General features: G+C 50.2%; 17 protein-coding genes. 7 read left to right on the top strand and 10 right to left on the bottom strand.

What is annotated here, in order from left to right; all coding sequences use genetic code 11:
- Positions 1–16 precede the first annotated feature (16 nt).
- From ACESYO_RS10585 to ACESYO_RS10560, 6 genes are all read left to right on the top strand, one after another.
- Positions 17–625, top strand: a complete 609-nt coding sequence (locus tag ACESYO_RS10585) for a hypothetical protein (RefSeq protein ID WP_373209994.1) — start codon at positions 17–19, stop codon at positions 623–625.
- A 16-nt stretch (positions 626–641) separates the two neighbouring features.
- Positions 642–3,557 carry an MSCRAMM family protein gene (locus ACESYO_RS10580; RefSeq protein ID WP_373209993.1) on the top strand — a complete coding sequence of 972 codons (2,916 nt, stop codon included), beginning with the start codon at positions 642–644 and terminating at the stop codon, positions 3,555–3,557.
- A complete protein-coding gene (locus tag ACESYO_RS10575) occupies positions 3,554–4,291 on the top strand; it encodes a class B sortase (RefSeq protein ID WP_373209992.1) in 738 nt (245 codons plus the stop codon). Before ACESYO_RS10580 ends, ACESYO_RS10575 begins: the two co-directional genes overlap by 4 nt.
- A 304-nt stretch (positions 4,292–4,595) precedes the next feature.
- On the top strand, positions 4,596–5,057 hold the full coding sequence (locus tag ACESYO_RS10570; RefSeq protein ID WP_373209991.1) for a hypothetical protein: 462 nt from the start codon (positions 4,596–4,598) through the stop codon (positions 5,055–5,057).
- A gap of 384 nt (positions 5,058–5,441) precedes the next feature.
- Positions 5,442–5,918 (top strand): zinc-finger-containing protein, encoded by a 477-nt coding sequence (locus ACESYO_RS10565; protein WP_373209990.1) that lies wholly within the window; start codon positions 5,442–5,444, stop codon positions 5,916–5,918.
- Positions 5,881–6,417: a sigma factor gene (locus ACESYO_RS10560; RefSeq protein WP_373209989.1), complete on the top strand. Its 537-nt coding sequence runs from the start codon at positions 5,881–5,883 to the stop codon at positions 6,415–6,417. Before ACESYO_RS10565 ends, ACESYO_RS10560 begins: the two co-directional genes overlap by 38 nt.
- A 224-nt stretch (positions 6,418–6,641) precedes the next feature.
- Here ACESYO_RS10560 and ACESYO_RS10555 read toward each other — a convergent pair whose 3' ends face one another.
- The 10 genes from ACESYO_RS10555 to ACESYO_RS10510 all read right to left on the bottom strand — a co-directional run bounded on the left by ACESYO_RS10555 (position 6,642) and on the right by ACESYO_RS10510 (position 25,244).
- The gene (locus ACESYO_RS10555) at positions 6,642–7,406 is read right to left on the bottom strand and encodes a class B sortase (protein ID WP_373209988.1); all 765 of its coding nucleotides are present in this window, start codon (positions 7,404–7,406) and stop codon (positions 6,642–6,644) included.
- Positions 7,407–7,682: 276 nt separating this feature from the next.
- Positions 7,683–8,429, bottom strand: coding sequence for an LPXTG cell wall anchor domain-containing protein (locus ACESYO_RS10550; protein WP_373209987.1), 747 nt, complete (start codon positions 8,427–8,429; stop codon positions 7,683–7,685).
- Positions 8,422–9,300, bottom strand: coding sequence for a class C sortase (locus ACESYO_RS10545; RefSeq protein ID WP_373209986.1), 879 nt, complete (start codon positions 9,298–9,300; stop codon positions 8,422–8,424). Before ACESYO_RS10545 ends, ACESYO_RS10550 begins: the two co-directional genes overlap by 8 nt.
- Positions 9,301–9,303: 3 nt before the next feature.
- Complete coding sequence (locus tag ACESYO_RS10540; protein ID WP_373209985.1) at positions 9,304–10,968, bottom strand: SpaH/EbpB family LPXTG-anchored major pilin; 1,665 nt, start codon at positions 10,966–10,968, stop codon at positions 9,304–9,306.
- A gap of 51 nt (positions 10,969–11,019) precedes the next feature.
- The gene (locus tag ACESYO_RS10535; protein WP_373209984.1) at positions 11,020–19,368 is read right to left on the bottom strand and encodes an LPXTG cell wall anchor domain-containing protein; all 8,349 of its coding nucleotides are present in this window, start codon (positions 19,366–19,368) and stop codon (positions 11,020–11,022) included.
- Between the two features lie 48 nt (positions 19,369–19,416).
- On the bottom strand, positions 19,417–22,689 hold the full coding sequence (locus tag ACESYO_RS10530; RefSeq protein ID WP_373209983.1) for an InlB B-repeat-containing protein: 3,273 nt from the start codon (positions 22,687–22,689) through the stop codon (positions 19,417–19,419).
- A 73-nt stretch (positions 22,690–22,762) separates the two neighbouring features.
- Positions 22,763–23,230, bottom strand: a complete 468-nt coding sequence (locus ACESYO_RS10525) for an RrF2 family transcriptional regulator (protein WP_373209982.1) — start codon at positions 23,228–23,230, stop codon at positions 22,763–22,765.
- 79 nt (positions 23,231–23,309) lie between these two features.
- Positions 23,310–23,660 (bottom strand): hypothetical protein, encoded by a 351-nt coding sequence (locus tag ACESYO_RS10520; RefSeq protein WP_373209981.1) that lies wholly within the window; start codon positions 23,658–23,660, stop codon positions 23,310–23,312.
- Between the two features lie 164 nt (positions 23,661–23,824).
- Complete coding sequence (locus tag ACESYO_RS10515; protein WP_373209980.1) at positions 23,825–24,421, bottom strand: recombinase family protein; 597 nt, start codon at positions 24,419–24,421, stop codon at positions 23,825–23,827.
- A gap of 214 nt (positions 24,422–24,635) precedes the next feature.
- Positions 24,636–25,244: a recombinase family protein gene (locus ACESYO_RS10510; protein ID WP_373209979.1), complete on the bottom strand. Its 609-nt coding sequence runs from the start codon at positions 25,242–25,244 to the stop codon at positions 24,636–24,638.
- A gap of 339 nt (positions 25,245–25,583) precedes the next feature.
- Here ACESYO_RS10510 and ACESYO_RS10505 point away from each other — a divergent pair, with 339 nt between their 5' ends.
- Positions 25,584–26,813, top strand: coding sequence for an ATP-binding protein (locus tag ACESYO_RS10505; protein WP_373209978.1), 1,230 nt, complete (start codon positions 25,584–25,586; stop codon positions 26,811–26,813).
- Positions 26,814–26,849 lie beyond the last annotated feature (36 nt).

The raw sequence follows: 26,849 nt of genomic DNA, 5'->3' as shown, positions 1-26,849 counted from the left end.
CAAGGAGTGAACCAGCATGTTAGACTGGATTTTTGAAGGAATCATCACCTGGATCTCCAGCATTGCCTCTTCGCTGATGGATGCTGTTTCCGGGCTGTTCCTGAACGCTTTGGGTGCCGATATGACCGTTATGGAGGAATACTTTCCCTTTATCACGGTGGCATACACGGTCATGCAGTATATGGCATGGGCGGTCCTGTTCCTGATTACGGTCTGGCAGCTGTTTCGGACGTTTGGAGGTCCCATAACCGAGGCGGAACACCCGCTGCATCTAATCGTGCGTAGCTCTATTTTTGCCCTGCTTATCGGGTATGCAAGACCGATATTTATGGTGGCATTGGACATTGCGCGTGCGCCATATACGGCACTCTTGGATCTCAGCATGACCAGCGAGGACTTTACTTTTGCGGGTCTTGAGGAGACTCTCAGCAATGGTTTGTTGACAATCGCATCGACAGTAACCGTTATTGCTCCAATTCTGCTGCTGATTCTGCTTATTTCGATTGGCTGGAACTATTTCAAACTGCTGCTTGAAACCGTAGAACGGTATATCGTGGTTGGTGTGCTTTGCTACCACGGCGTACAGCGCCTACTACCACCTGCACCGGAACAATGCGCTGGCTGAATCCCAGGACCAGGTTATGAAGGGTAATCTGGAACTGACCAAACGGGTCTCCAGTACCGGTTCCAGCGATGGCGTCAAACTGGAAGGCGCCGGCTTTACGCTCTATCTGATTTCGGATCTTAGCAAAGAAGAGCAGTTTGCCCAGAGCCACAGCGGCAAATATTTGATCCATTCGATTCTGGACGCCTACATCAACCCGCAGTACGACCAGGATCATCCCAAGTACGACTTCAGCGGCGAAACACAGGCCATTGCCAAGACCTATGAGGTAGACGCCGACCAGATCGCGGACTACAACGCAACACTGAAGGCCATCGGCGATTTCAAGAATGGTTCTGGCGATGGCTGGGTGGCCACTGGCCGTCCCAACGAGTATGTGCTGTCCGAAATCTTCTCCAATGAGATCGGCACGATCCGCGTGGAGGGGTTGCCCTATGGACAATACCTGGTTGTGGAGAGCACGACCCCTGCGGATGTCTTCCAGGCGCAGCCGTTCATCGTCACGATCGATCCCGCCGACGAAACTGTACCCCAGTCCGGCATGGCCAACCCGAAAGACAGCGAGCAGAAACCGTCCGGCAGTTATCAGGAGTACACGATTCTGGATGAAGAGATCGAAGTCTATCTTCGTGTAACTAAGCTGGATGAGGAGACCGGGAAACCGGTGCTGCTCAAAGGCGCCGCTTTCCAGATTTACTGGATGGACGAGCAGGGGAATCACATTCTTGACGACCAGGGGCATGCCAAGCTGGTTACCATGACCGATACTACCAATCCGCTCGTGCCTAAAAACGTTGACACCTTCTACACGGATGATACCGGTACCCTGGTGCTTCCTGAGAAACTCCCGCTCGGCCACTACCGCCTGGTGGAGATCAACGGGCCCAACGGGTTCTACAATGAGTGGGCGGCCACGGCTGTCTATGAAGATGGCCACCTTCAGATCGACGATACCGGCCGATTCGCTGACGGCAGCTTCTACGTTGATTTTGCAGTCACCACAGACCGGGCGTATAAAGCGACCGGCGATGACAGCGAAGACAGCCAGGATATCCTGGTCATCGACGAAAACTATGCCAACAACGAAACGCTGGGAATGCTCAAAATCCGCAAGACCGGTGAAGTCCTGATTGGCTGGCAGGAGGAAAACGGCGAGATCCTCGACCCTGAGTTCTCCGGCATGGCGCGCCCGGGCCACTTTGTTTATGAGGAACGGCCTGTAGCCGGCGCAGAGTTTACCATCACTGCGGCAGAGGATATTTACACGCAGGATTGGCAGACGAATGCGAACGGGGAGAGGACGCTGTGGTATGCGAAAGGCGATGTGGTGGCAGTCGTCACTACCGGTGACGGTACCAGCGACATCAACGTATTCCGTCCGGGCCGTACTCAGGCCACCTATGATTTCTTGTCGGTGATCCACGATGGAACTGTGGGTGAAGTAATCGTCACCCTCCCGTTGGGGACCTATCACGTGCAGGAGACCAAGGCACCTTATGGCTTTGCGGACACCACCCAAAGTTACGATGTGACATTTGAGTGGGACAGCCAGTTGAACGACGTGGTCATGGCCTACACCATTACGGAGTATCCCTCCGACGGCTCCGAATCGCGGACGTCAACTTTCAGCATTGTTAACGCCAGCGCGGCGGGCTCTGCGGAGGCCGAAGCGCATGTGCTGTGCTTCCATAATGAGCGCGTTAAACCGGAGATCGATGTCTACAAAAAGGATATCAAGACCGGTGAGCTGGTCGCAGGCGCTGTATACAACCTGATTACTACCGACCCCATCTATACTGCGGATGGCAAGCTGCTCTTCCACGCAGGAGATTTAATTGCCACCTCCGCACCGACGGATGAGAACGGTCACACCACCTTCGTTTGCGATCTGCCGATGCGCGGCCAGTACTATGGTGTCGATGACGTCTATATCCCTGAAAACATCTACGGGACTGGTGCCGATCACACCAAGAACAGCGGCAACTATATCATTCGCGAGATTAAGGCACCGGACGGCTATTATCTGGACGCTCCGGATGCAGAGATTACCTTCACCTATGCAGGCGCAGAATCCGCTACTGTCACCATTGAATCGACTTTCCAGAATGATGCAACCTCCTTCCACGTTTCCAAGCGCGAGCTGACTGGGGATGAGGAACTTCCCGGCGCAAAACTGACGATCAAAGATACGGACGGCAATGTGGTTCGAGAATGGATCAGCGGTGAAGAACCTGTGGAGATCCGTGGTCTGCTCTTCGACAAGGTATATACCCTGACCGAGACAAACCCGGCACCTGGTTATGCGCTTGCAGAAGACATCCGGTTCAAACTGGTTCAGAGTAAGAATGAGGACGGCGATCTCATCAATGCTGCAGATGTTTATGTCTGCACCGGTAAGGACTGGTTGATCTTTGACCACTGGGAGAAGATGGAAGACAGCATGGTGGTTATGCGTGATGATATCATCCGTGTTGAGATTTCCAAGCAGGATATCACCACCAAACAGGAATTGCCTGGTGCCCACCTGGTCATCAAAGACGAAAACGGCAATGTGATTGCCAGCTGGGTCTCCTCGGATAAGCCCTACTACATCGAAAAACTCCCCGCCGGCAAGTATGTGCTGATCGAGGAGAGCGCACCTGATGGGTATCTGGTCGCAGAGAAGATTGAGTTTGAGGTCAAACCGACTGGTGAAATCCAGACTGTTGTCATGTATGACAGCCGCGTTCCCACTCCTGAGCAGCCTACTCCGGAAACCCCGACTCCGACCCCCCCGACACTGCCTCAGACCGGTGACTTGCCCTGGCTGCCGGTTGCGCTCGGTGTGGTAGCAGCCGGAGCCGCTGTCGGTATTCTGGTTATGAGCCGCAAGCGCGACCTTGCCCTGCGCGACGATGATTCGAAGCAGGAGCAGCAGGATCACGAGCAATGAGGTACTTTCTAAAAGGATTTCTCTATGGAATACTGGGGATTTCTTTGATTGGCCTGATCTGGCTTATGATTGTCCGACCGCAGCTGACCGCCCGGGATGCTGCGGATCTAAAAGACGAGTATTCTGAAACCGTCTCCGGGGCCACAAGCCCCGGAGATTCTGTTGGCGAGGAGTCTTCCGTAGATATCCGCGCTATGCAGCGACAGTACCCGGATATCAAGGCTTGGCTCACTGTACCGGGGACAGTAATCGATTATCCTGTTCTGCAGAGCAGTGCGGAAGATCCGGAGCACTATCTCCGGCGCAATTACGATGATACTTGGCGCATGGCAGGCAGCCTGTTTTTTCAATACGACTGTACACTCGATTCACGCAATTTGGTGATCTTTGGTCACAACATGTCGGATGGAGCGGATGGATCGATGTTTGCGTGCCTTCGCAATATGTTTGATGCAGAATTCCGCGAAGAGCATTCACAGATTATACTGCATACGGCGGATGGCACACGCTATTTCCACGTTGTGTCCGCGATGAAAACGGACTTAACACAGCTTCCGTTTAACCAAACCATGTTCCAAAGCGATAATGACTTCCTTACATTTGCAAAGCAAATGCTGCAGGATACCGATGTCATGCCCAACAGCGACCTCACACTACTTACACTCATCACTTGTGCATATGACTGGGACGGAGCCAGAACAGTAGTAGTTGCGGTTGAAACGAATGAGTGGTGATTATTTGTAGAACTGTATTGGCGTTCACGAAGGGGATGAGACAGACGGAGCATCTGTTGGATAGACTGGCACGGGAGCAAAATACTGTAGTATCAAATCTGCGCCTTGTGATGTATTACCGTCACAATACACTACTCAAGCTGATCTGTATGCCAAATAAAGATAGTGTTTCTCTTCCGGAATGGTCGAGAACATTATCTTACTTGGCTGAAACAAACCTTTCTATCAATTCCTACGATGAAGTTGACATGGTTTTGAATGAACTGATCAAATCATCGTGACCTTAATATCCAGAGGAGGCAGAATGAAAGCGAGAACAACCATATTGCTGGTGCTCCTTTGTTTATGCATCTTTATGGGCCAAACAGCTTATGCGGATACCGACGGAACCGAATTGCAAATACTGGAACCGTCGTACCTTGAAATTCAATTGGGCATAGACTGGGCCGGCACCGAGTTTCAGCTCCGTACAGATATGGGGCTTTACCCAGACACCATCCAAGTTGATTCAAATGGAATACTCCATTTGGAGATAGGCGGAAGCAAAAATTATTTTCTTTCAAATATGTCAGATGATACACTGACCGTTACGCTCCCGGAGGAAACAGATGCGTCCTCCGCTCTGGCTCAGGAGGACCAATGTGCCACGAACGCAGACAAGGAGACATGGCCTATCTTTGTGATGGTCGGAATGCTGGTTTTTGCCACAGGCGTTTGTGTTGGAATAGGAGGTGGTATTGCTTACTGCAATATTGGGAAGCAATGAAACCGCTCCCAGACTGATTTGAAAACGCAAAACACAAACCGATTGGTAATGTTTTGTGCTTTTATAATTGAAATTATAACAAATAGGCTTGACATTTGCCGTTTGGTATGCTATTCTGAAGATGTGGCAGGGGCTTGCGCTCAGGCATACAGTCTCTTCGGAAGAGCTCCCGGAGTCAGACCCTCCCTGCGGGCGGGGAACTGTATCGGATTTCGCGCACAGAGCGATCCACACGGCGCAAGTCACATCTGATCATTTAGGGCCGGAAGGCTGCTGGGATCAGCAAGATGCTGGAGATGATTTGGAAATCTCCTTTGCCATCTTGTTTTCCTATGCAGTTTTCCGGCTCTTTTTCTATTTCCGGATGAAGAAAGGTAACGCATCATGAAAAAAAAGAAAGGGATTAATCCAAGCAGAATGCGGTGTCCTTATTGTAAGGCACCCATGATTCTTCGAAGCGCGGATGGTATATATCAAGAGAATTCGCAGAATGTAAAGCTTTATGTTTGCAGAAATTACCCCAATTGTGATACTTATGTGCGAACTAAGCCGGGGAGTGCATTCCCGTTAGGCACTCCTGCCAACCGTGAACTTCGGGCATTGCGTATTCAAACGCATCGTTGCTTTGATGCGCTTCATCAAAACGGATATATGGCAAAACGAGATGCCTATATTTGGCTTGCGGCCTTTCTTCAGGTTCCGCAGTCACAAGCACATATTGGATACCTGGGCGAGTATTCCTGTAGGCTTGTGATAGCCGAAAGCAAGCGTATGCTGCAGCGATACGAACAACAGGATCAGAATGTCCAAATGAGGAGATATCATGATACGGTTAAACAACGAACAGCGGAATCTTGTTAACGAAAACATCAAGTTGGTTCATAAAGTCCTTCACGATAAAGTGCACGGAGCTCATCAGTTGGGGATTTTTACATATGATGATTTATTTCAGATCGGTTGTATTGGCCTGTGTAAAGCAGCTGCTACAGATAAGGGTGGAGTTTTTTCAACTTATGCATATCGCTTGATCTGGAACGAAATATGTACAGCGATAGAGTATGCCTCAAAACGTTCAGCAAAAGAGCTTTCCATGGATCCATGGTTAATAACAGAACCTTCAACTTCCTGCCTAATGACCGATATAGATTATAGGGATTTAGACGCGGCACTCAATCGAGCGGAGAAGATGACCACTGGTGTAACTTCTAAAGGCATCCATGCCCTTAGATTAAAGGCAAAAGGATACAATAGCAGGGAGATTGGAGAAAAAATGGGTGCCCCGGCAAATCATGTTACTGCATGGATTGCAAAAGCTAGAACCTATCTTCGCTCCAATTCCCAATTTCTAAACTATATTTAGTAGCCAAAGGGAACGCTGCACATGAAGCAGCGTTCCCTGATTTTTTGCTGTCCATGGTTTGGCAAAAGCTTTTGAACTAACCTGCCTACATATGTTAGGAATAAAGCTTGAAACCAAGGCACGTATCAAAAGCAAGCCGTCTACAATTTGCATTCCACAAATAGTTTCCTAACTGCGGATTCGCTGTTTGCGACGGGAAAAGCGGCTTGGTTCTATCATGTTTTTCACTTTTCCATTTCTTTGGCTACAACGACAAACCTTCCATTCTCTGCATGATAGCTACAGGTGGATAGAGTAATCAATACATCGCCATATTCTGCTGTAATACCGGTATCGTATAATGCAACACCAGAGATCTGCTGCAAATATTCATCAAAAACTTTCTGGCTCGTCAGATCAGTGTACTGATAATATGGAAAAACATCTTGTTCCACGCCATTGGCTTGTGCGTAAAACGCAGCCATTACTTCATACTTTCCTTCGCCGTCCAGCGTGTCAAATTGAATCACCGGATGTTTCTGCCAGAAATCCTTTTTTGCATAGGAAAGAATGTCCGCAAACATGGTGCCATTGTTCATGTTATGGCCATAGATGAGGTAGTTACCACATCCATCAAAACAATCGGCCGACAAGAAGGGGACTCCGCTTTCTGCCCTGCTCCCATCGAAGCTGCGCCGTAGGTAATATTCGGGATCTTCCGGCGTATACATAACCGGATAATCCACTCTCGTCCCCTCGATTGAGATCCACCCGTAGAAATCCTCGTTTTGCTCTTTTAGGCGAATATAGGGAGAAATAAATTCGGTTTCAGAATCTGCCGACAACAAATCATCGGAAGCCGTATTGCTGTCAACCAGCATAGCTAAATTATCAAAGGCTTTCTGCTCACGATAGGCGCGCAGAAGAAGAGAAGCGACCATAAAGGCGCTTACTACAAATGCGCAAGCAAAAATAATCTGGAAAAGTCGGAGAAAATCAAATTTTTTCATGTAAGCTCCTTCCCAATGCAATCAGTCCAATGGTTTTTAATCATCAATATGAAGGACTTCTTACAGTGTGTCAAGCATTTTGCGCTCATCCAGCTTTGAGCACTGAAATAGCAGGATAGAAATTCTCATTCTGCTGTATCGGACGCGCCGCCGTACACAAAGGCAGAAACCTTTATTTCTTTCCATGAAACAGCTCGCGATTGTGCTTTGCTGTAAAAAAACAAGGCGACAGAGGCCGCTGTTATCAGTGGGCTCTGTCGCCTTATTGCATAGAAATCAGTGCCGTCTTCTCTTTTTATAAATGGAAATCCCCACTATAACACCGAAACTGATCGCCAGCACCAGCAGCCACCATCCGATTGCACTATTATCGCCAGTCTGTGGAAGAATAGCCGGTTTGTTGACACCAGGGTCTTCCTCGGCAGGCGGAGTGCTCGGTGACGGCGAAGGCGGAGGAGGAGAGGTATCCGGTCCTTCAAACTTTGGAACCGACTTTAAATCATAGTACAGAACTCCATTCAGGAGCGTCGGGATATCCACAAGGAAGGGCGGTGTTGAGTACTCTGCATTTTCCTCTGCCGCCTCCACACGGACGATCAGATACAATCCGGTAGAGAGATCGTCAAATCGAAGGATTCCATTCGAGTCGCTGATTTTTTTTGTTGTCAGGAGGTTATTGTTTTTGCAATACTCCTCTAGTTTCAAAGCCTTATCCAGTCGGGCACCGTCAGTAAGAGCGGCCCAGTCGCAATCAAAGGCTTCAAAACCTTCTTTGATGCGGTAGTCGAGAAGAAGGGATTCGCCCTGCTCTTTCACATCGATTTCTGCGATGGGAACGATGGAGTAGGTGTCACCGGAAAGGGGAATGGTATCATTCCCCTTCTGCACATGACAATCCAGTTGGATGCTTCCCACAGGCTGCTGTGCGTACACGAATTGGGGAAACATCCCAATCAGCATGAGCAGCATCACAAGCACAGTACAAAAGCGAAGCCTTTTCAACGAATTTTTACTGTCACTCATGTTGGTGTTTCCTCCTTTTCCTGATATTCAGAACCGCACACACCAGAAAACGCAGCAGCAACACAGCGACGAGCACGACAACTCCAATAAGAAGATGCCTGTATTGTGCCGGCATACTGCTTAGGTAAGAGGTGCTTTCCGCAATTTCGTTTTGGTGCTGCTGTGGATCGTACGGAGTTCGGACTCCGCGGACCAAAAGCCGATGAGAGTTGATGCCGTATGGCGTGCAGGTGATCAGCGTGACGTAATCCTTTCCCTCCTCAATGGCCAGAGCGTCCATTTCGTGTGGCAGGACGGTCAGAATCTGATCGACCGTATAGCACAGGGTTTCGTTTAACACCTTGATATAGAATCGGTCCCCCACCTCCATCTGATCCAGATCGGTAAAAAGACTGCGGGTGGGCAAGCCCCGGTGACCGGAAAGTGCCGCATGGGTAGACTCGCCGCCCACCGGCAGAGAGGTATTCTGCAGATGGCCTACGCCAACCTGCAGAACAGCCTCGCTGGTGCCGTGGTAAATGGGAATGGTAGTGTTTAGCTTGGGGATCTCAATATATCCCATCATGCCGGCGGAATCCACATTGAGCAGATCCCAGTAGCTTTCCGGAGTAATAGGATTGCCCTCGTCGTCGCTCAAGGGGGCTTTTCCGGTACTGGTACCGGCCAACTGGCGGTTGTATTCCTGTGCCTGAGCCAGCAACTGGTCCAGCCGATCCTGTTCCAACTGAAGAACGGAATCGTCATAGGAAGCCGTGGCCCGGCTACCGTTCAGCTCGGAAAGATATTCACTGAGAGACGGATATACGAGGATGCCGATCCCCAGCAGGATCACCAGCAGCCGCGCCAGCCGCCACAGTGTATCTTTTTTCATGGATTACTCCTGCTCTTTGTTCTTCTTTTTGCGGGGAAGCATCACGCCGGCCAGTACAACAGCCACACCGGCCACAGTCAGGCCGATGGTACCGATGCTACCGGTTTCAGGAAGCTCAATGCCCTTCTTGTTTTCCACATCGACGGTGGTGTTGCCATCACCAGTAGCAGTATTTCCATTCACAGTGATGGTGGCGGTGCCGGTGCTGAGATCGGTAATTATAATTACGATGGCAACGGGATCCTTCAGCTTATTATATCCAGCAGGAGCCTCAATTTCGTGCAGATAGTAAGTAGTGCCCGGATCAGTGCTGCCTTCCAGGCCAGAGATGGTGATGTCGCCGGTGGCAGTAGTGGTGAAAGAGGTCACAGCGCCCTCCTCACCAGGCTTCGCTACACGGTAAGCATTGCCGGAACCGATCAGCTTAATGATTCCAGTATAGCTCACATAGTCATCGGCAATTTCATCCGCAGTGGGGGCAGTCGCACTGGTGCTCAGGATGAACTTGGCGCCGGCCAGGTTGCCGGTCTGACCACCAGCATCGGTAGCCCACTTGTTCACCTTGATCTCATAGGTGTAAACGTCGGTCTCATCAGGGGTGGAGGTGCCATGGGTAGTATTACTGGGATCGTTGCTGTACTCCACTTTAACTTCGTTGTTGGCGGGGTTGGTGGTAGTAGCTGCCTCGGTAATCATAGCCTTATAGGTGACCACGATGGCAGCACCAGTGGTAATAGTTCCATCCTGAATGGTAGCGGTTTTCAGATCCGTAAATTCAATCTCCAGCGAATTGCTGCTCAGATTAACTGTATATCCATTGGTGACAGACTTTCCACCAATAGTGACAGTCAGGCTGTCAAGAGTAATACCGGTCCCATCCTCGACATCCTGGCCGGCATTATTCACGACTTTCAGACCATTGGACAAGGTATCGTTGAAAGCAAAGTAGAAGGTGTCGTAATCGCTCATGTCGGGCACAGCGGAGGTCAGGGTAAAGGTGACAACATCGCCGACCTGCGCGGAACCGTTGTCAGCTGGATCACCTGCGCCCTCGTTGTCGGTGTCAACCTTCTTGTCCACGGTGGGGAATACACTCTTGATGTGCCACTCAGCATTGTTATCACGAGGCACATTCACCAGCATGGCGTCGGTGCCACGGCTGTCGTTACCGGTAGAACCGCCCTCGGGATACACCAGGTAGTAGCCGGCTTTTAATTCAGCGAAGGTGGCGCTATCATTGCTGGCGGTAACTTCGAGCACGGTAAAGTTACTGCTATGACTCCGCACCCATGCCTGAGCCTTGTTAGCAAAATCAGCCAAGTTCTGATCCTGCAGAGATTCTACATAGGCGCGGGCATCATCGGTGTCCACATCGCCGTCACTATCCTGATCCGTCAGACCAACACCGCCGCTTCCTGTATCAGTGGTGAAGAAAGTAAGCCAATCCTCATCCGCCAACACGTAGCTGTCGAAAGTGTAGTTGTCTCCTGTGCCTTCCACGCGGGCATCAAACATCTGGACGGCAAAAACCTTCTTGTTGTCCAGCGTATCGCCCGTCACAGTCAGCGTACGGTCACCGCCGTTACCAGCCGCAAATGCGGTAACGCTCAGGCTCAGAGCCATTGCAGCTGCCATGCAGAATGTGGCAGCACGTTTGAACAATTTCATATCGTACATCCTTTCTGTTTTTTGAAGGTGTGATTTTTACAGAAACCGGTTTTATGAACCGGTGTGATACGTCCATCGCACCTCCTTTTGCCCTTTCCGACGCTTGCGCATCGTCAGAGCCAGCAACATAATCCCTACTCCCACAACCACAAACAATCCGTCTCCTATTCCGCCGGTATCCGGTAGCCGGATGGCAAGTTTGTTGGTGATGGTCAATTCATAATCGCCTGCATGGCTGGGGTCATAGGTGTCGTAACTGACTGTGTAGCCAGGTGGCACGACTTTTTCCTCTGCCGTGTAGACGTAGTAGGCTGTAATGGGTTCATCCTCGTCCCGGACGCCATTATCGTTGAGGTCATCGAAGTCATAAACAGGCGCACTCACAACGGCACTCCAGACCGCAGACCAAATGCCTTCCGCATTTTCAGTAGTCAAGGTAAGCTCTTTGTAAATCGTTTTATCGCCGAGCGATACGCCTCCTACATCAAATTTCTGCTGATAAATTGTAATGGTAACATTTTCCGGTCGTGTTTGCCCCAAATCAAACCAGTCATCCCAGATTTTCTGGATGGTCAGATCCACATCTTCCGAGCAGGGGTCAGCGTTTTCGCCAGGCTCCGGCACAGTGGTGGGCGGATTGTCCGGAGAGCTTGCATCCTGCATCAGCACTGCTTTGGAATCGCTGATATAGGCGTTCAGCTCGCGCTGCCGGGTTTCGTCTACCACGCTGGTTTCCACCGCTCCATCCAGAGCCTTGAACAAGTCGTAGATTTGCAATTCCTTGCCGGTATCCAATACATTTTGGAAGGAGTTAATGTGATCTATGGTGTACCGGTTGTAGGATGTTCCTCCAACATTCTCCCGCGTCAATGTGACAGAAATTGGGGATTCACCTACTGTAATTTCATTCAGCTCATCATCTGCCGGGCGATAGATGGAGTACTGGTTTCCTTCGCCTTCAATGGAAGCAATGTCATTGAACCAGTACACCGATTTCAAATCGTTATAGCCGGTGAAGGGGCCAACCAGTTTCTCCGTGCCCCGCACTGTGTCGCACAGAACCATCGTGGAGTTGCTGATCTTACCCTCGTGGTTATAGCCCACAAAGCCGCCGGTAATACCGTTGACATGAGTTCCGTCTGCATCCTGCGTAGCGCCACCGCCAAAGACATCATAGCCGTTAGCCACGCCGGTGACGATGCAACTATCCAGCTCGGTCCGGTTGCCTTTGATCAGGTTGATCTCGGCTTCTGCCAACTGTTTCTCGCCGTCTTCTGTCAAACCATTTTCGTCACAGGGAAGACGCACCACCGAATCGCCAATGGTGACAATGGCCACATCGGTCTGCTGGTTTGGATTATCCGCTTTCTTGGAAAGCGCCACAGTAATCGGCAGGCCAAGAAGTTCTACCTTCAGGGTGTTCCCCTCATTGAGCACTTCCACTTCCAGAACACCAAGATTCAAATCCACCAGATCGATGCTTGCAAGGCCGGTGTCATTCAGATAAAGCGCTTTCACCAGTTCATTGACGATTCTCAATACCGCTTTCACTAGCGGAGAATCCGCCCCTACGCTGACCAGATACGCCATATCGGTCTTTCCGATGAAGCCGCCGGCAATCTGATCGCTGGTGACTTTTTTCAGGCTGTCCACGCTGGAGTTTTGGATGCGTCCCAAGTCGCTGTAGCCTGCAAAACCGCCGGCAATGGCATCGCTGCCACCGGTGGCTTTCACCACCGCACCGGCTGCGATGCCGGTCACGCTGCTGTCAAACACCTGGGAACCGAACAGGTCAATCACACCTGCTGTGGCACCCAGCAGCTTATCCAGCACCGTCACATCATCCACATCCACCACGCCGCTCTTGCCCATATGGCCAACGAAGCCGCCGGTGTAGTTCAGGCCCTGCACAGTGGACAGGTTGGTGACAGCACTGTTCTGGACGGTGCCATTCATCAGGCCGCCGCCAAACCCGCCGGCACAACCGGTATATCGGGTCTCGTCCAGAATACCTTCGCTGTTCTGGCTGTTTGCCTGGACGGTAAAACCATCAGGCACACCGATAACGTCGGCGTGGTAGATATAGCAACGCAGTACATCCAGCGCGGCTAGGTTCCCCAAGCTCAACAGCTGGCCCAGAACATCGGTGGCACTGCCTTCAGCATCGGTACCGGAGATTTCCGCTACCCCGCCGGTGTCCGCCAAGCCGAAGAAGCCTCCAGCGTACAAACCGCCGCTCACGCTGCGCAGGCCGGTGACGTCCAGAACTGTCTCCGCCGCATCTGATTCGCCCAGAACGGCTGCCTGGATGACTCCTGCAAAACCGCCCACATAGGGGGCATACTGTACCGTTGCAGTATCGGTGGTATAAGCTCCATCCACTACAAAGCCCCACTGAGTATCTGCCGGAGAGACGGATGCCTTGTGAATGGTGGTGTAGGTAGCGGGAAGCACCTGAACCAGGTCACCCGCCTTGCTGATAACGGAATTGAGAATCCCCTGCAGCAATCCGTCCGAGGCATTGGTGTTCACCTTTGCCAACGAAGCCGCCGAGGCAATCCCAACATAGCCACCCACGGCATTTCGGCCAGTAACCCGCCGCAGATTTTTCACATCACAGCTGGCGGTTCCCGACAGGCCCGCATCCGTGGACGTGTCACCGTTGTTCATCTGAATCTGCGCGCCATAGGCTGCGCCAACGAAACCTCCGGCATAACCCACATCATCCCCTGGAGTAGGGGTCCCGGTAGCAGTTACCGACATACCGGATGTAAAGCCATACACTGAGGAATTGCGGACTGCGGGAACAAATAGTTCGGCCAATTCGACCAGTTGTCCCACGTTCAAATCCAATCCCAGAATAGAAACAGAGCCAAACTCCGCCGCGCCGCCGGTCTCCATGCGTCCGGCAAAGCCGCCCGCCGCGCCACGCGCAGTGACCTGTTTTACGTCATAGGCCATGCAGTTGGTGAGGGTACCGCTTTGCATCAGCCCCACATAGCCGCCGGCATCGCCGCCCGGATTGGATAGCACAACATCCTGTTGGCTGCGCCCGGCCACCACGTTGAAGCCATAGATATACTGAGCCAGCTTGGCATCCAACTCTTCCTGGCTGTTCACCTTGCCGATCTGAGCCAACTCATAGCCGTAACCGCCGTAGATACCCACATATTCTACCCAGCTGTTCCAGATGTCCATCGTGAGGTCGGCCAGCGGGCCATGGACGGCGGTATTATCCTGGTTGGGATAAACCACGCCCAGCGCTCCAAGGATGTTACCAACCTCAATTAGGCCGTTCAGAATGCTCAGGCCACCAACATTGGCGGTGTCCGCAGCTTCCATAAAGCCGGTATAGCCACCGGCATATTCCGCACCGTAGACCGAGCGGATCCGATCAGCCACACACAGGCTGGTGGGTCCGGTGTAGGGAGCTGTAGCAGTTTTCCAAGGGTCGGTGTTAAGTCCCCAGATACTACCGCCCATGTTGTGGCCCACATAGCCGCCAGCCATGCCCCGTTGAATACTCACATCCGAGGCTGCCTGTGCCCGCACAGCGCCGCCGCAGGGCACTGCGTCGGTACTGCTGTTACGGATGGTGGGCACAAAGGTTTGCAGCAGAGATGCCACACTTTCTTTGATGTTGACGATTTTGTCCAGGATACTGCCTTCTCCAAGGAGTTTTGCCACATCACCGGGCTCCATCTCGCCCACATAACCACCGGCAGAGATCTGACCGATGATGTATTCAAAGTTATGGGCATTGGAGTTCTGGATGTGGCCGCCATAGATGGCACCGGCAAAACCGCCGGCGTGCCCCAGTGCACCGTTGCTGTCTGTTTGGCTGGACAACACAGAATAACCGCCCACAGCACCTGTCACATCCGAATGTTCAATGGTGGTAACCACCACATCCAGCGCACCAAGCACATCCGTCAGCTGAATACTGGTTCCTAATACGCCCAGTCCATCTCCCACCGAGGCTGCACTGCCAATATCCATGCAACCCACAAAACCGCCGGCGTAGCGCCCGCCGATGACGGCGTAGGCACTTTTTTCATTAAAGTAGTCCGGAGCATTTACTGCCTCCAGGTCATCCGGCGGGGTGACCGTGGTATGTTTGAGAGCAGTTACGTCGCAGTGCGAGATCTGTGCACCGCTGGAGTAACCGATGAACCCACCGGCACTGCCGGAACGGCTGTCCAGATCATCCAGCGTGTTGGCCGTGACGGTGAATCCGTTATCAGACTTCACCCCGGCATACTGTACATAGGGTACATACGCCTGAATTACATTCAACAGCTGAGAGGCGTTGATGCTGATTCCGCTGCCTCCCAGAATGGAAATGCCGCCCCCGGCATCCGCCAGGGCCCCGGAGTACACCTTACCGCCGAAGCCACCGGCATAGGTTTGTCCATGTATAGAGTCGATGTTGTAAACGGCGTAGTAATTTCCCTCACCGCGGCTCTGGTTATTCAGTTTGCCGCTCTGGAAGTCGCCGGCAAATCCGCCGGCCACATCTGCCTGGACATAGCCGCCGTTTACATAGGTAACGGTGCAGTTGGTGTAGATGGGGATCATGTAGTCAATTGTTCCCAGCAGGTTTTCAGCCGTGATCAGACTTCCGCCTACTTCCAGGTTTCCTTCCTGATCAGCCAGTTCCGCAAGACCTCCAGTACGGGAAACGCCCGCAAAACCGCCGGCATAGCCCTGTTGGTTTGCGGCCGTTACACTGGCCAACTTGTCTACACGGCAGTTCACCAGCTTCGCACTGTTGCAGTGTGCGGCAAATCCGCCAGCCACATAATCCAATGCGACTGTGGTATCCGTTCCGGTGGCCTGAACATCAAAACCGGCCTCTATGCCCGTCACGGAACATTCCGTGAGTTCCACTTTTACCCCCGGAATGACCGAGAGCAGGCTGTCCACCGTCAACAGGTTGTCCAGCCCCAATAGATTCAGAGTCAGGCCGCCTGTGCCGGCCAAATCACCCGGTCCGCAAACCCCTACAAATCCACCGGCATAATTGGCGGCGGTCACCTTGGAAAGGTTTCCCACAGACACATTGACTGCATTGCCGCCCACGGCCTCACCAAAGGCGCCGCCGGCATAACGGTCTGCCATCACCGTCAAGCCATTGGCTGGCCCGACGAGCTGAAAGTCACTGACGGTGAACCCAAGAAAAGAGGCCACTCCCACGGCATTGTTCAGCAATCCGCCAACACTGGCTGCACCCAAAGAGCCGGCAATGCCTCCGGCATAGTCTCCGCCAGCCGTGACAGAAGTAAGGCCATTTAGGGCGCAGTTATTGGCTGTCACTGCCTGTCCTGTAAGCAATTCATTAAGAGGGGTCAACTTGGCGATATTCTCAGATGCAGAGGATGTCAAATAGACACCGTCGCCCTTGCCCAGCATTCCGCCTACATAATCGTTGCCTGCAACAGTTACGGAATATCCCGCTGCGTTCTCTCCGTTAATCCGGCAGCCCATCACAGCGGAAGGCGCAATTCCGGCCAAAGAAAGCAGCATCTGAGCCTGCCCAGGATTTTGGCTAAGGAGGTCACTCAACAGATCGCCCACATTTTCCAGCAAACCATTATTTGTATTTTCTCCAGCCCCCAAATTGGTCACCCAACCGGTGGTAGCGATGCCGGCAAAACCACCGACACTACTACCCGTAGTTGCAGATCCTGCCATTTGTGAGCCGGTGACAGCAATGGCCGCCGTCATCGAATCATTGACGGCATAGCTATTGGCCAACGCTCCCACAAATCCGCCCTGGTACTCACCTCCCGTGACTGTGACGGAAGTCGCATCCACACTACAATTCAAGAGCAAGCTCTGGGGGAGGAACAACCGAAACAGTTCCACTCCGAGATTGGACAAAAGTCCTTTAATCTCCGCATCCCGGGCTAGGCCCACAAAGCCCCCTCCGTAACTACTGCTCGAAACAGTATAACTGCCGTCACTCACAGAAGAGTCAGTTATTTTTGTACCGACCTGTAAGCCGATAAAACCACCCGCATAAGCGCTTTTTTCATTGCCGAGTGTTCCGTTCAGTCCTTCGACGCTGCAGCCCGAAATCACAGGGGCGGTATAGCCGGTAGGAACAAGGCTGTCCACAGCGAGACCATTCTCCAGCAGGATAGTAATCAGATCCCCCAAACCCAGCCCGGGAATTCCATTGAGGATGCCAGACAACAAATCTACGATCGTCCCGATGCCCTCGGTAGCATAACTTGTTACACCTTCCGAATAACCTACAAATCCGCCGGTGGTAGAATTGTTATTGATGATACTGGGATTTATTACAGAACAACCCGTAATTTGTACATCCCCCTGAACGCGTCCAGCCAAGGCACCGGTGGCAAGGGCTGTGGGATCCGCTTTGCGGGCGTTTAACAGGTCCGTGAGAACATCCTGCAATCCCACTTCGATGCCCAAGACTTTCAAGAGGTCATCCAACACACCGCCGACCACCCAGCCCAGTCCAGACAGAAGACCGTTGAGCAACGTCTGCTGATACTCGGTCTCAGTGGTGGTTGTATATACGACTGGCGAATTCAAAATCAGATTTGAAACTACTGTTGTGCCAGCACTCCCAAAGGAGGGAACACCAGTACTACCTGTCATCTCACCTGTTTCGCTGTACAGAGTAGCGAAAAAGCCAACCCCCATCCGTTCACCCACGTCCAGCGGCGTGTTCTGAAATACACGAACATTGGAAATGCTGGGCCGCCCAGTGGCCGTGATCGTAGTTCCATCCGTCAGCATTTCCCCATTTTCTGCCTTAGCACCGATGATAGTGCCGCAAAAAGTCATTGGTGTCCAGTTCGACTGACTGGTATCATTGTTCAACTCGTTCAGATCAATATCGCGGAAGACGATGTAATTTCCATTGGCGGAGTATTTTAAATCACTGTAGATGTTTTGAATTTCGGAATACTCCATGTATTCCGTTTCTCCGCCAAAGACTCCGCCACTGGCGGCGCCAATACTGGGGTCAGATGTGTTGGCGCCTTTCAGACCAACGATTTCGGAGTCTGAGGACGCCACAATTGAAAGGACGCCTTCCAGTACATTCCCCAGAATTCCCACTACCATTTCAATTAATCCCGGATCATCGAAGTCTGGATTCCACAAGCCAAATGGTTCAGGATCCTGTTTGAAGTACTGAAAGTCCATCAATTCGGGCTCGATATCATTATAGGTAATCCCGGTGCCCTCAAAGCTTTTCACCGAAAGATCAGCATCGCCCGGATAGTAAGGAATCAGAGTCGTCTTCTTTATCAGCCCGATGAGAAATTTAACCTCTGTACGCACAAACAGCATAGGCGCCACCTGTGCATCTGTGCCGATAGCTTCCAGTTGTTTTGCATTACCAATAAGAATATACTTTTTGCCTGCGATTTCCGCATATACCTGACCGATATGCATACGCCCGCCGAGCTGTTCTGTATCCGCAGTTCCGTTTGCCAACGCTGTTGCAATCATCTCCGGCATCTGCTCGGTAAACTGGCGGGATAGTACATAGCTGTGTGATGGGTCATAGGTCAGATATTTATCCGAAACAGCTCGGCTGTCTCCAGCGTCATCATTCTGGGGATAAACGAAACTGCCCATCCCAAACTGTTCGGGGGTCACATCTCCGCTCATTACCGGCTCCAGAGCGGCATTCTCAGAAGCCATGGTAAGCAACTGGTAGTTGTTATAAACATAAATTGTATCGGTGCCCGAGTCGTATAAAGTGGGTTCAGCTCCAGTTCCCTCGGAAACAAATTGTCCCGAAAATCCTTCGGGCAAGGTCCAGACGGATTGGCTATCCAGCAGGATGTCATTCATTAGCTGATAAACGGACTCTAGCCCATAAATCACCGCATTGCCCTGCTCATCGGTAACCGCTTCACCGCTGCCCAGCTCTGTGGCATCACCAGCGAAAACAGGCAAACCACTACCTACTGCACATAGTTGTTCATATGTATACAGCAGGATCACGCCGTCCTGGTATACGGGATGTTCCGATGCAGAGGCTTCCCCGTGATCTTGTGACTCTTCGGAAACAAGGGAATCCTCCGGAACAGGAGCCTTCTCCGGCGCGAGGGACTCCTCCGGCACGGGGATCTCCTCCGGCGCGGGGGTCTCCTCTGGTGCGGGAGTCTCCTCTGGCGCGGGAGTCTCCTCCGACGTCGGGGTCTCCTCCGGTGCGGGGGTCTCCTCTGGTGCGGGAGTCTCCTCCGACGTCGGGGTCTCCAATAAAGCATCAATCACCGTTGTCTCATCCTGATTAGATGCCACCCATACAGATGTCTGTGCCGGGTAGATATCAGCGTAGGCTGGCGTGATTGAAAAAACGCACAAAACAAGTGCAAGGAACAGCGATATAAATCGCTTTGCTTTTCCCATTTTGTGCCACCTCATCTTTCTGTTTTTCCAAAACTTATTTGTTGCATATTAAGAGTCTGTGTGCGACTTCCGTTTTCTTTTCAAGCCGTACAGCGAGACGGCACCGCAAGCGACTGCACTTCCTATCAAGAGTGCAACCCAACCTGTCAGACCGGACTCGTCCCCGGTCTGAGGTACTGAAGCTGGTGCAGAAGGCTGCGGTGTGGATGTTGCAGGCGGAGCCGAATCCTCTCCCTGAACCGGCGGCGCTACGGGGCCAGTTGTAGTGTTCAGGAAAGTCAGAGCTTCGTTATAAGTCGTTCCGTTTTTCTCAACGGAGACATCCGCCTGAAGCGCCTGTGTATCCTGGTTTTGCGTCACTTTCACGGTCACCCGATAAACACTTTCGTCTTTTTTGTATTTTTCTGCTACATCGCCTTCGGTAATGGTGTATACATGTTCGCCCGGCGAATCAAAAGAAAGGGCATCGAACACAATTTCGCCGTCAACGGACGGCTTTGTCTGAAGGATTGCTCCGCTTTCGTCTTTCAACAGGAATTGGAACTGCGTGCCAGAAGGAGTATTTCCATCCAGCAGTTTTTGGGCTTTCAGTGTAACCGATACATTCTCCGAAGGCGCATCACCCTGACGATAATAGAAAATGATATGGTTCTCCCCGGCTTCAGTGAGAACTGCCACCTGAGTTGCAGACAGGGGAGTGTACCCATCGATCTCTACGGCCATTTCGGTCACCATGGACAGAGCAGTGTTTGTCACGGTTTTGTCCGGATGAAGGGAGGTCGTTGTACCTTCCGCATAATACGAAACCGTGTAGTCTTTCAGGCCGGCCAGCTCATAGTAGAAGATGATCTCGTTGCTTCCGCTTTCCGTCAAAGACACACTTTTTGATGGGGCATCCGGAACAAGGTATACGCCGTCTTTGAGATAATCTTCATCGCTGCCCAGTGCATAGGCCATCCGGACATCGCCGACTGTTCCGTAATCCGTGTATTCGGCAATCACGGAGTTATCGCTCTTCATCACATGAAGAATACGGTAAGGTACCGCACTGATGGGCTTCCACCAGGCATACAGGGTGATGTCACTGGTGATTTCCTGATCGAAAGACCAGCGATAGCCGTTTTCATCGACCCAGGCGATAAACTCATACCCATTTCTGGTGGGAGCCTGCGGCATGACCGCTTTCTGATTGAGCGGAACACTCTGTACAGGCACATCGCTGCCGCCGGTGGAGTTGAAGGTGACGGTACAGTCTTCGGGGATCCAGTATGCATAGAGATTCAGTTCGCCCGCAGGCATGGTGAGGGAGGAATCGGCCTTGTTGTCCGTGCCGAAATCGTCCCCGGAAAGATACCATCCTCCGAACATCATATTTTCCGGCGCATTTTCCGGTTCGTAAGCCAGCAGGTCTTCCGTACCGCCCTCAGCCAAAGGCACTGCATTCAGCGGCTGCTCGAAATACACATTTTCCACAGTGCGGATCTCATTTTCTCCATCATAGAAATGGACCGTATAACTTTCCCGCTGCAGATAAAAAATTGTATTCTGGGCCACATTAATTTTATTAAGCCCGCCTGTGGAATCATTCAGGTAGCTGTCATCTATTGTACAAGCCTGAAATACAGGGTCCCAGTCATCTCTTTCGTCAATGCGGAGATAATTACTACCACAAGTACAGCCCGGGCCGTGCCAATCTCCGGCAGATCCTCCCACCGGCGGCATCCACATCAGTGCTTCGCACTTCCAGGAGCTTTTATATGTGCTGTGCACCTTAGCGTTTTTATAAGTAAACCCTGAAATCTGCGGTGCAGTAAAACCAGCAGTTTGCGAGGTCACCGGTCCCGCCACTTTGTAATTCACCTGCTCGTAGTCTCCCGGTGTTTCCTCTTGAGAATTTGACACAGCGGCGTTTAGTGTTTCGCCCATCCAGGTGAGATAGAAGAAATAAGTTTTTTCAGAAATTGCCGGATAGGCATGAAGTGTATGGCTTTTTGGTGCGGCGTTGTCTTCATAGAAAAAGCCGTTGAACGTGCACCATTTGGTGTACCGGAGCTGGCCACCACTGTCATAACTTTCGTCATCGATCTGCAGGTGTCCTGCATAAATCAGATCGGTGCGCTGATATTTTTCTGCCGCAACTTCTTTCAGCTCCATTGTGTATTCTGATAATGCATAATAATCGGGGAAGTCCGTCGGCAAATCGGAACCATATTTTCCGGAAAACTCTTTCCACACAACTTTTTCGGTGGATTCAAACTCCGTTTTTGTCGTATTGTAATCACGTTGGTAAGAGTGTGTTCCCACCAAATTGCCCATTAACCGGATCGTCCATATTTCCCGGTTATAATACAGTTTCAGCACGCTGGAACCATCTGCGGCGACCGCAACAGTTTCACAATGGCTGTAATCAAAACCAAAAAACGGGGTTCCTTTGTGGGCGGCATAGGCCTCGTCCGTGGTGCAAAGGGTCTCATCCGCAAGATTGATGTCGGCCTGAGTCGCCGTGACTTCGGAATCCGTCTGCGCGGAGCGGGTCTCGTTCAAAGACTTGTTCCAAGTGTAACCATCGTCATTGGCGTTTTCGAAATAGTATTCGACAGTGTAAGAGCTTTCCCCGGGCTCCCATACAGCATTCACCACTAGGTCTGTTTCCGGCATAACTGTGGGCAGCGTCTGATCCCAGCCCGCAAAGATATATCCCTGCTTTGTAGGCTCGGGTAGATCAGCGATCTGCTGGGAAATATCGGTGCCCGGCTCGGCGGTGATCATGGGCACATAGCTGCCGCCGGTGTTGAAAATAATGGAAGGGGCAAGGTCTTTTGTGTAGTAAACGGTTTTTACAGCCTTCCCGTCCGCAGTGACCAGCAAACTCATATCAGTTGGTTCTTTGGTGTACCCTTCGAAAGCCTTTTCCGGAACCTGAATCACCGTGTTGATGGGGGCTTCTTCCGTTATCTGATCCAGTGTCACAACATTGGTGCCATCTGCATTCCGACCGATGTAAAGGATGGTGTAATCGGCGGTCTGCGCGGCGTACCGGTAATACACGGTCCGGGTGGTGTCGCTGGACAAAACCCCGGAAACAGTGCTCTCGGACGCATTCACAAGTTCGTACATATCGATTTCAGGCGAGGAAACAGCGTATTCCTGCCCTGCCGGCAATGTTGCCAAATAGGCAGGAGCGATCGGTGTGTTTGTGCCTTCGATCAGATAGTTGACGGTCAGGTTGAAGACAGATACCCCTTCCGCATACACGAATTGCCCTGCGGAACCCAAAACTATAGCGAATACAAGAAAGAATGCCAACAGTCTGCTTTTCATCTTTTCCTCCTGAAGCTTGCAATCTATATATTTTTTACCAAGGCGCTATTTTTCCACGATAATCAACATAGACTCATCCGCTATCCCCAACAGCAAACGCATATATCTCGTTCATTGGTGAGGGATGTGCGTATTCAGATTTCTGATTTTGTATGGATTTCAGCGAAACACTACGCAGAATCTGTTCGATGGTCAGCTGAAAGCTGCAATAAAATCGCCTGACCGGGCAGGTTGCGGTTGCATGTCGGCTGCAGTTCTCTTCATCTTGCAGGCATGGATTGATTTCCATGGTTTCTTCCATTGTCACAAGAACATCCCAGAGCGTTATACGGGACAGGCTTTTGCTTAACTCATACCCGCCAGCGTTCCCCGAAAACGATTGGATCAATCCGCCGTTCCGCAGCTTGTTCAAGACCTTCAAAAGATATCTTTCTGGGATCGCCATTTCATTTGAAATCTCCCCGCCGGTAACGCGGTTTCCTTCTTCTCCCAAACAAAGCAACACACGAATGGCATAGTCCGTAGAAATATTAAGCTGCATAGCAACACCTCTTTTATATATCACCTTCAAGGGGTAAAGGGGTAGTTTTACGAAAAAATAAAACAGCCAGATTTCTCACCTATGCTTTTGGGGCCTTTACATTAAAATTGTCCGAAAATTCCTGAAGGTACGCTTTTGCTTGAGATTGGTCGGAAATCTTGATTGACTGCGCACATATATATTGCAATGCATCCTGACATTCAGCCAAACTATAACGGTGAAAGTCAATCTTCGGTAGCACACGCCTCATGGACATAAAACTATACGCTGCATGCAAATCGGACAGATAGTCACATCCAACCTCCTGTTTTATAACCTCCAGTAGCCCCTGCTCATATTCGACTTTTGCATTTTCCAATCGCTGCATATCCGCCATCCTCAAAAAAGCCGGAGAACTATTGTTTTCCGGCTGTATTTTATCTGCAATCATCTGGAAATGTAGACATTTCCGTTCTCTGACGATATACTAAAAAAAGTGAAATTTCGACTGCTTCGCTCGGCAAAATGCAGATCATTTAACGTCTTTGGAGGCCTACGCGAAGTGACCGGAAATGTCTACATTTTCCAGGCATTTTTGTTAAATTTCCACTAAATTCAACTTTCGTGAGACCATCTCAAGAATGTATCTTGTGCAATATGCAATCGTTTTGCCGCTTCACGAGAGGAGATTCTGCGGTTCAACCACTCGTTTCTTATAATTTCAAATTCCGGCGGCCGTTCCTTTGGCGGCCTTCCAAAACGAACGCCTCGCTGTTTCGCCGCAGCGATGCCCTCTTTCTGCCGCTGGCGTATGTTATCCCGCTCTGTTTGCGCCACATACGACAAAATTTGTAAGACCAGATCCGCAACAAAAGTCCCTGTCAGATCTTTGCCCGCCGCGCGTGTGTCGAGTAAGGGCATATCAAGTACTACTATATGCACCCGTTTTTCTTTCGTGATAATTCTCCATTGATTTAGGATTTCATCATAGTTTCGTCCCAACCGATCGATGGATTTAAGTACCAGTATGTCACCCCTGTGCAATTTCCGAAGAAGCTTTTGATATTGTGGGCGGTTAAAATCTTTTCCACTGAGTTTATCCATAAAAATGTTTTCTTCATCAACAGGAAAATCCTTGAGTGCAATCAGTTGGCGATCCTCACACTGATCTTTGGCCGATACCCGTACATATCCGTAGCTTGTTGTTACCATATAAAACTCTCCTTTAATTTGTATTGCGAAAGCAACCAACAGCCTTGATCGCATAATAGACGACCTCCATCATATGGGCATATCGGCCTTTGTTTCCTATTAATTTGAATTTCACAGCACGGAAAGAAAGGGTTGCGTCAAGTCTTTTCCGATGGTCTCCGACTTTCTCACAAATTATATATTTCAACGCACCCGATTCAAAATGGGCGCATTTTTAATTTTCACTCTCATACTCTCTCACCAACTTATAAAATGTGCTACGTTTCAGCCCAACCATCTTCATGGCTGCAACGGCGGTGAGTTTTTTGTCTCTCCAAGCATCATAGATTTCGCTCCAGTTTTCCGGGAATGTGATTGCCGGCCGTCCAAACCGTACACCTCTATCCTTGGCTGCTGCGATTCCTTCGGATTGCCTTTGCTTGAGTGTCAGCCGTTCTTGCTCAGCAATACTCGAAAGAACCTCGATTAGGATATTATTAATCATATTGAACACCCACTCTTGTTCCTGCGGTAGGCTGATCATCGTCGTAGGCAAATCGATAACCTGAACAAGAATATGATGATTTTTGAAGTATTGTAGTTCTTGAATAATGTGCTCTTTGTTTCGGCTCAGTCTGTCTAAAGATTTAACAACTAACGTATCACCATCACGAAGCATGGTGTTTTTTAAGGCAAGGTAGCCTGGACGTTCTAAACTGATGCCACTAATTTTATCCGTAACAATATCTCTTTCATGGATTCCACAGTTTATTAATGCGTGGATTTGGCGATCAAGATGCTGCTCTTTTGTAGAGACTCTTGCATACCCATATATTTTTTTCACAATTGCATTCCTCCAACCTTAAAATACCTCTGTAAAGGTCTCCCGTCTTTTTGCACATATCTGTTATTACTCAACCTACATTTCGGCACACTCTAACCACTCAAATACACAAAAATATTTGCTGTGCAAAAAGGTACACCTTTTCAGAGCTATCTTATTTCACCGGCAAAGTTCGTGAAATACAACACGTAAACCCATAATCTTGATGAATTTTTACTTTTCGGACATTCACGTCGGAATATTCGATGTTAACAAAAGTTTCTGACTTTATATTCCGAAACTGTTGACCTCTTGCTTTCTTTTGAGTATAATATTGAAAAAGAGATCAGGAGGCGCACTATGACTGAACTTATAAATCGCCCTGAATATCTAAATCAGCTGATTCAACATCGAGATGTGGATTTGGTCAAGATTGTAACTGGCATCCGGCGATGCGGAAAATCATCCCTGCTGGATCTGTTTCATCAATATCTGTCCGATAGCGGAGTACCTGACGTCAACGTAATTCACATGAATCTGGAGTCGTTACGCTACAGGAACCTTACTAACTATCTTTCTTTTTATGACTATGTCAGCGAGCGCATACCCAAGAGCGGGAAAACCTATTTGATCTTCGATGAGCTTCAAGCAGTGGAGCATTGGGAAAAAGCCATTGAATCCTTCCGTCTTGACTTCGATGTGGATATTTATATTACGGGCTCCAATGCTTATCTGCTTTCGACGGAGTTCTCAACGCTGCTCTCCGGCAGATATGTTGAAATCCGCATGTTGCCATTATCTTTCAAAGAATTTTTGGCATTCTATGAATTTGCTCCCTCTGTCACAACTGAAGAAAAATTTCAGAGGTATCTGCAGTTTGGCGGTATGCCGATTCTGAGAGAATACCAGTTCAATGAAGCAAGAAGCAATCAAGCACTGGAAGGCATCTATTCTACCGTAGTGCTGCGCGATATCCTCCAGCGAAACAATCAGGTAGATCAGAGAATCCTACAAAAAATCATGCTTTTCCTTTGCTCCAACATCGGGAGCATTACTTCACCCAACAACATTGGAAATGTTTTGTCGCATGAAGGCGACATTCAACAGGGCAGCAGAAAAAATGTCGCTGGTAAAACGGTCGATAAGTACATCTCGATGCTGCGCAGTGCCTTTATTTTCTTCTCTGTGGGAAGATACGATGTAAAGGGCAAACAACTGCTGAAAACACTGGGAAAGAACTACATCATCGATATGGGCTTCCGCAATATGCTCCTGGGTTATCGCGATGCAGACCGAGGGCACATCATCGAAAATATTGTGTTTCTGGAACTCATCAGACGTGACTATCGCGTTTATATCGGAAAAGTTGGGGAAACTGAAATTGATTTTGTTGCAGAGAAGCCGAATGATAAGCTGTATATCCAAGTAACGGAAAGTATGCAGTCACCAGAAACGCGTGATCGAGAACTCAAGCCCCTTCGGATGATACCAGACAATTACGAAAAAATCGTATTGTCCATGGATAGAAACTATATCAATTCTTATGACGGTATCAAATCTTTGAACCTGATCGATTGGCTACTGTCTTGATCAAAAGGTGTGATCCGAGGCAGACTCACCACAGTC

Source organism: Allofournierella massiliensis, assembly GCF_964241245.1.
In the GTDB taxonomy this organism is placed as follows: Bacteria; Bacillota; Clostridia; order Oscillospirales; family Ruminococcaceae; genus Allofournierella; species Allofournierella massiliensis.
Note: the sequence above shows the minus strand (reverse complement) of the source record. Positions and strands in the feature narration are given on the sequence as shown.